We start from the raw sequence: 9,185 nt of genomic DNA, 5'->3' as shown, positions 1-9,185 counted from the left end.
CGAGGAACAGGAAGCTGCCGATCGGCCGGTTCGGGTCCTGCAACCCGGCGCGCGCCCGGCGCACCGCCTTGGAGACCGCCTCCAGCGCCTCCTCCTGGCCGACCACGCGCTTGCGGAGCTGGTCTTCCATGCGCAGCAATTTCGCGCGCTCGCCCTCCAGCATCTTGTCCACCGGGATGCCGGTCCAGCGGGAGACGACGCCGGCGATGCCTTCCTCCGTCACCGCCTCGTTCACCAGCCGCGCGTCGCTGTCCCCGGCCTCGGCCAGGCGCTTTTCCAGATCCGGGATGACGCTGTAGGTCAGCTCGCCGGCGCGGGCGTAATCGCCCTTGCGCTGCGCCAGTTCCACCTCGGTGCGGGCCTTGTCGAGCTCCTCCTTGAGCTTCTGGCTCTCGACGACCTTGCCCTTCTCCGCCTCCCAGCGCTGCGTCATCTCGCGCGAGCGCTCCTCGAGGTCGGCCAGTTCCTTCTCCAGCTTGGCCAGCCGGTCGCGGGAGGCCGGGTCGTCCTCCTTCCGCAGCGCCTCGCGCTCGATCTTGAGGCGCATCAGGTCGCGGTCGATCGCGTCCAGTTCCTCGGGCTTGCTGTCCACCTGCATGCGCAGGCGGGACGCCGCCTCATCCACCAAGTCGATCGCCTTGTCGGGCAGGAAGCGGTCGGTGATGTAGCGGTTGGAGAGGGTCGCCGCCGCCACCAGCGCGCCATCGGTGATGCGGACGCCGTGGTGCAGCTCGTATTTCTCCTTGATGCCGCGGAGGATGCTGATGGTGTCCGTCACGCTCGGCTCGCCGACAAAGACCGGCTGGAAGCGCCGCGCCAGCGCCGCGTCCTTCTCCACATGCTTGCGGTATTCGTCCAGCGTCGTGGCGCCGATGCAATGCAGCTCGCCCCGCGCCAGCGCCGGCTTCAGCAGGTTCGATGCATCCATGGCGCCATCCGCCTTGCCGGCGCCGATCAAGGTATGCATCTCGTCGATGAACAGGATGATGTCGCCGGCGGCCTGCTCCACCTCGGAGAGCACGCCCTTCAGCCGCTCCTCGAATTCGCCGCGGTACTTGGCGCCGGCCACCATGGCGCCGAGGTCGAGGGCCATGACTCGCTTGTTCTTCAGCGCCTCCGGCACGTCGCCGCGGATGATGCGCAGCGCCAGCCCCTCGACAATGGCGGTCTTGCCGACGCCGGGCTCGCCGATCAGCACCGGGTTGTTCTTGGTGCGGCGCGCCAGCACCTGGATGCAGCGGCGGATCTCCTCGTCGCGGCCGATCACCGGGTCGAGCTTGCCGTTGCGCGCCACTTCCGTGATGTCGCGCGCATATTTCTTCAGTGCGTCGAATTTCTCCTCGGCATTCTGGCTGTCCACCTTGCGGCCCTTCCGCAGGTCGGCCACCGCCGCCTCCAACCGCTGCGCATCGGCGCCGGCGGATTTCAGGATGCGGCCGGCGGGCGCGTCGCTCAACGCCAGCGCCACCAGCAGCCGGTCCTGCGCCACGTAGTCGTCGCCGGCCTTCTGCGATTGCTGCTGCGCCGCATCCAGCACGCGGACGACATCGGGGGTGGATTGCGGCTGGCCGGCGCCACCGCCGGAAACCTTGGGCTGCCGGCCGATCTCGGCATCGACGGCCTGTTTCGCGCGGGCGGGGTCGCCGCCGGCGGCGCGGATCAGCCCGGCCGCGGCGCCCTGCTCGTCATCCAGCAGGGCCTTCAGCAGGTGCTCGGGCGTGACCCGCTGGTGGTATTCGCGGATCGCGATGGTTTGGGCGGCCTGAAGGAAGCCCCGGGCGCGGTCGGTGAATTTCTCGATATCCATATGTCCCTCCAAGAGGCGACCGATGCCCCCACCCCTCAAGAGGCGACGGGCGGCACCAAGTTCCACCAGGATGTGGTATTCCGCCTTGCGCTGGTTCAAGGGCCGGAAAGGGATTCGTTCTGATGCGGGTGGAGCATATCTATCGTTACCCCGTGAAGGGGCTGACAGCCGAAGCGCTGGAGGAGGTGACCCTCACCCCCGGCCAGTGCCTGCCGCATGACCGTCGCTTCGCCCTGGCCCAGGGCGACGCGCCCTTCGACCCCGCCGCCCCCGCCTGGCTGCAGAAGCGGCATTTCGGCTGCCTGATGGCGAATGCGAAGCTGGCCCTGCTGCATTCCGCCTTCGACCCACGCAGCGGCGACCTGGCCATCCGCCTGCCGGAGGGCCCGCCTCTGGTCGCCAGCACCCGCACCGAGGAGGGTCGCGCCCGGATCGCCGCGGCGCTCACCCGCTTCCTCGGCGAGGAGGCCCGCGGCGAGCCCCGTTTCCTGGAGGCCCCGGGGCATAATTTCACCGATGTGGCGCCGAAATGCGTCTCCATCATCGGCCTCTCCAGCCTGCATGCGCTGGAGCAGGCGGCGGGCGCCAGGCTCGACCCGCTGCGCTTCCGGGCCAATGTCTACGTCTCGGGCGGACGCCCCTGGGCGGAATTCGACCTGCTCGGGCAGGAGATCCTGCTCGGCGGTGCCCGGCTCCGGGTCTTCAAGCGCATCACCCGCTGCCCGGCCACCGAGGTGAACCCGGAGACCGCCGAGCGTGATGCCGAGCCGCCGAAATGGTTGCGGCAGCATTTCGGCCATGCCGATCTGGGTGTCTATGCGGAGGTGCTGGAGGGCGGGCGGCTGGCCGTCGGCGATGCGCTGGAGCCGGTGGAGGGCGACCTGCTGCACTGAGCCGTGCGGCCACAGGCGGGAGGGGGGGCCGAAGCCCCCGCCCCCGCCCGCCTCATTCCGCTGCGGTCGGCGGCGCGTAGATCTCCCCACCATTGGCGCGGAAGCGGTCCGACATCTCCTCCATGCCCTTCTGCGCCGCCTCCCGCACCTCCTGGCTGATCTTCATCGAGCAGAATTTCGGCCCGCACATGGAGCAGAAATGCGCCAGCTTGGCGCCCTCGGCCGGCAGGGTCTGGTCGTGGAATTTCTCGGCGGTCTCCGGGTCCAGCGCCAGGTTGAACTGGTCGCGCCAGCGGAAGTCGAAACGGGCGCGGGAGAGCGCATCGTCCCGCTCCTGCGCCGCCGGATGGCCCTTCGCCAGGTCCGCCGCATGCGCCGCGATCTTGTAGGTGATGACCCCCACCTTCACGTCGTCGCGGTCCGGCAGGCCGAGATGCTCCTTCGGCGTCACGTAGCAGAGCATGGCGCAGCCGAACCAGCCGATCATCGCCGCGCCGATGCCCGAAGTGATGTGGTCATAGCCCGGCGCGATATCGGTGGTGAGCGGGCCGAGCGTGTAGAAGGGCGCCTCGCCGCAGACCTCCAGCTGCTTCTCCATGTTCACCTTGATCTTGTGCATGGGGACATGGCCGGGCCCCTCGATCATCACCTGCACGTCGTGCTTCCAGGCGATCTGCGTCAGTTCGCCGAGCGTCTCCAACTCGGCGAATTGCGCGGCGTCGTTCGCATCGGCGATGGAGCCGGGGCGCAGCCCGTCGCCGAGCGAGAAGGCCACGTCATAGGCCTTCATGATCTCGCAGATTTCCTCGAAATGCGTGTAGAGGAAATTCTCCCTGTGGTGCGACAGGCACCACTTGGCCAGGATGGAGCCGCCGCGCGAGACGATGCCGGTGACGCGCTTCGCCGTCAGCGGGATATGCGCCAGGCGCACCCCGGCATGGATGGTGAAGTAGTCCACCCCCTGCTCCGCCTGCTCGATCAGCGTGTCGCGGAACACTTCCCAGGTCAGGTCCTCGGCCCGGCCGTTCACCTTCTCCAGCGCCTGGTAGATCGGCACCGTGCCGATCGGCACCGGCGAGTTGCGGATGATCCATTCGCGGGTGGTGTGGATGTTGCGGCCGGTGGAGAGGTCCATCACCGTATCCGCGCCCCAGCGGATGGCCCAGACCAGCTTGTCCACCTCCTCCGCCACGCCGGAGGTCACGGCGGAATTGCCGATATTGGCGTTGATCTTCACCAGGAAATTGCGGCCGATCGCCATCGGCTCGGATTCCGGGTGGTTGATGTTGTTCGGGATGATGGCGCGGCCGCGCGCCACCTCGTCGCGGACGAATTCCGGCGTCACGTGATCCGGGATGGCGGCGCCGAAGCTCTCACCGTCCCGCGCCGCGGCTTCGGCCAGCTTCGCGCGGCCGAGATTCTCGCGGATGGCCACGTATTCCATCTCCGGCGTGACGATGCCGGCGCGGGCATAGGCCAATTGCGAGACGTTGCGGCCGGGCTTCGCGCGCAGCGGCAGGCGGCCGCCGCGGTCGAAGACCGGCACCCGCCGCGCCTCGCCCGGCTTCAGCCCGTCGTCCTCGGGCCGGATCTCGCGGCCGGCATAGGGCGCGACATCGCCACGGGCCTCGATCCAGGCGCGGCGCAGCTCGGGCAGGCCGCGGCGGATATCGGCGCGGTAGTCCGGGTCGGTATAGGGGCCGGAGGTGTCATAGACCCGCACCGGCGGCTCCTTGGCGGAGGCGGCCAGGTCGATCTCGCGCATCGCCACCCGCAGCCCGGGATGCAGCGCGCCCGGCACATGCATCTTGCGGGAGGCCGGCAGCGGGCCGGTCGTGACCTCGAGGGATTCGGTGGGAAGTTTCGGGGGGGGGCAGCGTATCGGGCATCTTGGACCTCCTCTGATGGAGATCCGGGCATCAGCAAGCGGCGGGACGGGCGCCGATTGGGGCGCCCGCATGTTCCTGTCCCTACGCCGGTACGACCCGGATCAGGTTCAAAGGGTCACTGCCTCAGCGCAGTCTCTCAGCCCCGGCCGGGGCTCCCCTTGGAACAGGGCGGAGCCTGGGCCCGAGGGGCGCTGCTTGTCAATGAAAGGCCCGCTGGCCGATCCACGGCGCCGGGCGCAAACGCCCTTCGCCGATCGGAACCGCCGCCGGGCCGATTCACGGCGCCGGGCGCAAGCGCCCTTCGCCGATCGGCATCTCCGCCGGGCCGATTCACGGCGCCGGGCGCAAGCGCCCTTCGCCGATCGGCATCTCCGCCGGGCCGATTCACGGCGCCGGGCGCAAGCGCCCTTCGCCGATCGGCATCTCCGCCGGGCCGATTCACGGCGCCGGGCGCAAGCGCCCTTTGCCGATCGGGCCGGTCAGACCGGTTCGCGCTGTTCCGGCTGGGGGCCGTCGCCGTTGTCGGATTCGGCCTCCAGCGCATGGCCATTGGCACTGTGGCCGTTCAGCTCCGGCTGCTCGCCCATGCCTTCGCCGGAATCGGCCTGCTCCTGGCCGCCCTGGTAGCGGCGCTGCTGCGGCTGGCCGCCCTGGTGCTGCTGCTGCGCCTGGTTCATGGCATTCAGGATGCGGAAATAATGTTCCGCATGCTGGAAGTAGCTTTCCGCCATCACGCGGTCGCCAGCGCCGGTCGCATCGCGGCCGAGCTGGAGATACTTCTCGAACAGCTGCTGTGCGGTGCCGCGCAGCCGCATATCGGGGCCGTTCGAGTCGAACACGTGGTTGCGGCTCATGGGCTGGTGGCCAGCCTGGCGGTACTGACCGCCGCCACCACCGCCGCCGCCACCACCGCCGCCACCACCGCCTCCGCCGCCTCCACCATGACGGTGGCTGCGGCCGCGCATGCGTTTCATGTTCATGAGTGTTGCGTCTGCCGTCTCGCAGCTGGACCACCCCGGGCACGCCGGGGGGTTCCGGTCGTGCTCAGCCTTGGCGGTCGATCTCTTCCAATACATCGCGGCCGCCGTGATCATCACGGCCCGTCCGCTCCACGAGGCCCACATTCCGTGGCACCGGGCAAGGCCCGGGCGCCTGCGAGGCCCTGGGGCAAGCTAGCCCTACCAGGCCAGGGCGCCAAACGGTTTTTTTGGCCTCCTCCCCTTGGCGCCTTCAGCCGATCAGGAGTGCCCGCTCTACCCCGCCGAGATCGTGCCGGCACCCCGGCACTGCAAGCCCGGCGGCCCGGGCCATCGCCTCCACCGAAGCGCGCTGGCCCTGGCCGAGTTCCAGCACCGCCCGCCCGCCAAGCGCCAGCAGCCCCGGCAGCGCGGCGATGATGACCCGGTAGGCCGCCAGCCCATCCGCCCCGCCATCCAGCGCCGAGCCCGGCTCATGCCGCGCCACATCCGGCATCAGGCCAGGGATCGCCCCGCTTTCGATATAGGGCGGGTTGCTCAGCACCAGGTCGAAGCGCCCGGCGATCGGCGCCGTCCAATCCGCCACCAGGAACCGGGCGCGGGCGCCGAGGCCGAGCCGCGCCGCATTCTCCCGCGCCAGCGCCGCCGCCGCCGGCACCCTGTCCACCCCGAGCCCGGTGGCGGCAGGGAATTCCGAAAGCGCCGCCAGCAGCAGGCAGCCCGTGCCGGTGCCGAGATCGAGCACCCGGCGCACCCTGGCGCGATCCGGGAAGAGCTCCAGCGCCGCCTCGACCAGGGTTTCCGAATCCGGGCGCGGGATCAGCGTGGCGGGGGGAGACGGCGAAGGGCAGCGACCAGAATTCCTGGGTGCCGAGCAGATGCGCCACCGGCGCATGCTCCAGCCGCCGGCGTAGCAGGCCGGCAAATCGGGCGGCCGCCTCGGGTGGCACCGGCGCCCGCGGGTCGCGCAGCAGGTCTTCGGTGCGGCAGCCCATGGCATGCGCCAGCAGCAGCCGGGCGTCGAGGCGGGGGGTGTCGATGGCGGCGGCGCGGAGGTGCCGGCCGGCGCGGCAGAGAAAGGTGCCGACCGTGCCGTCAGGGTCGGCGCAAACGCTCACTCGCCCTCCGCCGCCAGCCGCGCCGCCTCGTCCTCGGCGGTGAGCGCGTCGATCAGCTCGTCGAAATCGCCCAGCATGACGCGCTCGATCTTGTGCAGCGTCAGGCCGATGCGGTGGTCCGTCACGCGGCCTTGCGGGAAATTGTAGGTGCGGATGCGCTCGCTGCGGTCGCCGGTGCCTACCTGGGATTTGCGGTCCGCCGCGCGGGCGCCATGGGCGCGGCTGCGCTCCGCCTCGAAGAGCCTGGCGCGCAGCACCTTCATCGCCTTGGCGCGGTTCTTGTGCTGCGACTTCTCCTCCTGCATCGCCACCACCACCCCCGTGGGCAGGTGGGTGATGCGCACCGCGCTGTCGGTCTTGTTCACATGCTGCCCGCCGGCGCCGGAGGCGCGGTAGGTATCGATCCGCAGGTCGCCCTCATTGATCTGCACATCCACCTCCTCCGCCTGCGGCAGCACCGCGACGGTGACGGTGGAGGTATGGATGCGCCCCTGCGTCTCGGTGGCGGGCACCCGCTGCACGCGGTGCACGCCGCTTTCGAATTTCAGCCGGGCGAAGACGCCGCGGCCCTGGATCTCGGCCACTGCGCCCTTGACGCCGCCGAGGTCGCTTTCGTCGTAGTCCAGCACCTCGAATTTCCAGCGCCGGGCCTCGGCATAGCGCTGATAGGCGCGGAACAATTCGGCGGCGAAAAGCGCCGCCTCGTCGCCGCCGGCGGCGGGGCGGATTTCCAGGATGGCGCTCCGCTCATCGGCGCTGTCGCGCGGCAGCAGCATGAGCCGCACCTCGCGCTCCAGCACCGGCACGCGGTCCCGTTGCGCCAGGTATTCGGCCTCGGCGAGTTCCTTCAGTTCCGGGTCGCCGAGCATGGCCTCGGCCTCGTCCCGCGCGCGTTCGGCGGCGCGGAGCGCGGAGACCCGTTCCACCAGGGGCTCCAGCTCCGACAATTCCTTGGACAGCGTGCCGAATTGCCCGCCATCCGCCGTCGCCAATTGGTGCTTCAACTCTTCCGCACGGGTCAGCACCCGGTCGAGCTTGTCCGCGATGCTCATGACAGGCGTCCAACGACCTCCGCGATCGCCACCGTCTCCTGCGTCCCGGCATCGAGGTCGCGGAGCTGCGCCACGCCTTGGGCGATCTCATCCTCGCCCAGGATCACCGCGGCGCGGGCGCCGAGCCGGTTGGCGCGCTCCATGCGCCGCTTGAGATTGCCCTTATAGGCGATCTCCGCCACCACCCCCGCCCCGCGCAGCGCGCCGAGCAGGTCGAGCGCCGGCCCCTCCGCTGCCTCGCCCACCGGCACCACAGCCACCGGGCGCGGCGCGGCGGGGGTCAGCCCGCCGGCCTCCAGCAGCAGCGAGAGGCGCTCGACCCCGGCGGCCCAGCCGACCGAGGGGGTCGGCGGCCCGCCCATCTCCTCCACCAGGCCGTTGTAGCGGCCGCCCGCCATCACCGTGCCCTGGGCGCCGAGGCGGTCGGTGACGAATCCTGAAGGCGGTGTGGCTGTAGTAGTCGAGGCCGCGCACGATGCGCGGGTTCTGCCGGAAGGGCACGCCGAAACGCTCCAGGTGCCGCAGCACGGAATCGAAGAAACCGGCGGCTTCCGGCGTCAGATGCTCAAAGATGGTCGGCGCATCCGCGATGATGACGCGGTCGCCGGCATCCTTGCTGTCCAGGATGCGCAACGGGTTCTTCTCCAGCCGCGTCCGGCTATCCGCCGAGAGCCGCTCCCGATGCGCGGTGAAATACTCCACCAGCGCGGCGCGATAGGCATCGCGCGAGGCCGCATCGCCGAGCGTGTTGATCTCCAGCACCGTGCCCTCGGCGATGCCGAGTTCCTGCTGGATATGCCAGCCGCAGGCGATCACCTCGGCATCCGCCAGCGGCTCGGCCGCGCCCAGCACCTCGAGGTCGATCTGATGGAATTGCCGGTAGCGACCCTTCTGCGGCCGCTCATAACGGAACATCGGGCCGGCAGCGAAGACCTTGCGCGGCAGGTTGGACTGGGTGAGCCCATTGCTCACCAGCGCGCGGCAGAGCCCGGCCGTATATTCCGGCCGCAAGGTCACGCTGTCGCCGCCACGGTCCTCGAAGGTGTACATCTCCTTCGTCACGACATCGGAGGTATCGCCGAGGCTGCGGGCGAAGACCGCGGTATCCTCGAAGATGGGCGTCGCCCATTCCTCGAAGCCATAGAGCGCGGAGACGCGCCGCGCCACCTCGATGACGCGGTGGTGGCGGCGGAACTCCTCGCCGATCAGGTCGCGCGTGCCGCGGACCGGTTGCAACTGGGTCAAGGCTGAGGCCCGTTCATGACAATATCGGGGAAATACACCATCAGGTCCAACAACAGCATCAGGGCAAGTTGCACCGCGCAGACCCAGAACAGCCAGCGCAACCGCGCCGGCAGGGCCGAGAGCTGCCGCTCCAGCAATCCCGGGTCCGCCTGGTGGCGGAGCCCGTCGAGCAGCGGCGTGACCCCGAAGGCCGACATGCGGGCG

Annotated in this window: 6 protein-coding genes, 2 pseudogenes and 1 riboswitch (1 of these 9 only partly in view); of the genes and pseudogenes, 1 reads left to right on the top strand and 7 read right to left on the bottom strand. The window is 70.0% G+C overall.

What is annotated here, in order from left to right; genetic code table 11:
• Positions 1-1,807 carry the 5' portion of an ATP-dependent chaperone ClpB gene (gene clpB, locus KSF81_RS04890; protein ID WP_217378026.1) on the bottom strand. The gene continues 782 nt to the left of window position 1, outside the view, so the window shows 1,807 of its 2,589 coding nt (coding positions 1-1,807); its start codon is at positions 1,805-1,807; its stop codon lies beyond the left edge, outside the window.
• A 122-nt stretch (positions 1,808-1,929) separates the two neighbouring features.
• On the opposite strand from clpB, the gene KSF81_RS04885 reads away from it, so the two are divergent.
• Complete coding sequence (locus KSF81_RS04885; RefSeq protein WP_217378025.1) at positions 1,930-2,700, top strand: MOSC domain-containing protein; 771 nt, start codon at positions 1,930-1,932, stop codon at positions 2,698-2,700.
• Between the two features lie 52 nt (positions 2,701-2,752).
• Here the strand turns inward: KSF81_RS04885 and thiC are convergent, their stop codons facing one another.
• The 6 genes and pseudogenes from thiC to KSF81_RS04855 all read right to left on the bottom strand — a co-directional run bounded on the left by thiC (position 2,753) and on the right by KSF81_RS04855 (position 9,178).
• Positions 2,753-4,507 carry a phosphomethylpyrimidine synthase ThiC gene (gene thiC, locus KSF81_RS04880; protein WP_254453366.1) on the bottom strand — a complete coding sequence of 585 codons (1,755 nt, stop codon included), beginning with the start codon at positions 4,505-4,507 and terminating at the stop codon, positions 2,753-2,755.
• A gap of 142 nt (positions 4,508-4,649) precedes the next feature.
• Positions 4,650-4,758: riboswitch (TPP riboswitch) on the bottom strand.
• 310 nt (positions 4,759-5,068) lie between these two features.
• Complete coding sequence (locus tag KSF81_RS04875) at positions 5,069-5,569, bottom strand: DUF4167 domain-containing protein (RefSeq protein WP_217381568.1); 501 nt, start codon at positions 5,567-5,569, stop codon at positions 5,069-5,071.
• Positions 5,570-5,819: 250 nt separating this feature from the next.
• Positions 5,820-6,684, bottom strand: a pseudogene (prmC, locus tag KSF81_RS04870) (peptide chain release factor N(5)-glutamine methyltransferase).
• Positions 6,681-7,736, bottom strand: a complete 1,056-nt coding sequence (prfA, locus tag KSF81_RS04865) for a peptide chain release factor 1 (RefSeq protein WP_217378023.1) — start codon at positions 7,734-7,736, stop codon at positions 6,681-6,683. The pseudogene prmC and the gene prfA overlap by 4 nt, the downstream one beginning before the upstream one ends.
• Positions 7,733-8,981: pseudogene (gene hisS, locus KSF81_RS04860) on the bottom strand (histidine--tRNA ligase). The gene prfA and the pseudogene hisS overlap by 4 nt, the downstream one beginning before the upstream one ends.
• The gene (locus tag KSF81_RS04855; protein WP_217378022.1) at positions 8,978-9,178 is read right to left on the bottom strand and encodes a hypothetical protein; all 201 of its coding nucleotides are present in this window, start codon (positions 9,176-9,178) and stop codon (positions 8,978-8,980) included. The pseudogene hisS and the gene KSF81_RS04855 overlap by 4 nt, the downstream one beginning before the upstream one ends.
• Positions 9,179-9,185 lie beyond the last annotated feature (7 nt).

It is taken from the genome of Siccirubricoccus sp. G192 (genome assembly GCF_019084075.1).
Classification (GTDB): Bacteria; Pseudomonadota; Alphaproteobacteria; order Acetobacterales; family Acetobacteraceae; genus G192.
This window is presented reverse-complemented; position numbering and strand designations above follow the sequence as displayed.

Coding starts and splice junctions, on each gene's coding strand:
- KSF81_RS04885 (WP_217378025.1), top strand. CDS start 1,930: ATGCGGGTGGAGCATATCTATCGTTACCCCGTGAAGGGGCTGACAGCC.
- thiC (WP_254453366.1), bottom strand. CDS start 4,507: ATGCATGTGCCGGGCGCGCTGCATCCCGGGCTGCGGGTGGCGATGCGC.
- KSF81_RS04875 (WP_217381568.1), bottom strand. CDS start 5,569: ATGAACATGAAACGCATGCGCGGCCGCAGCCACCGTCATGGTGGAGGC.
- prfA (WP_217378023.1), bottom strand. CDS start 7,736: ATGAGCATCGCGGACAAGCTCGACCGGGTGCTGACCCGTGCGGAAGAG.
- KSF81_RS04855 (WP_217378022.1), bottom strand. CDS start 9,178: ATGTCGGCCTTCGGGGTCACGCCGCTGCTCGACGGGCTCCGCCACCAG.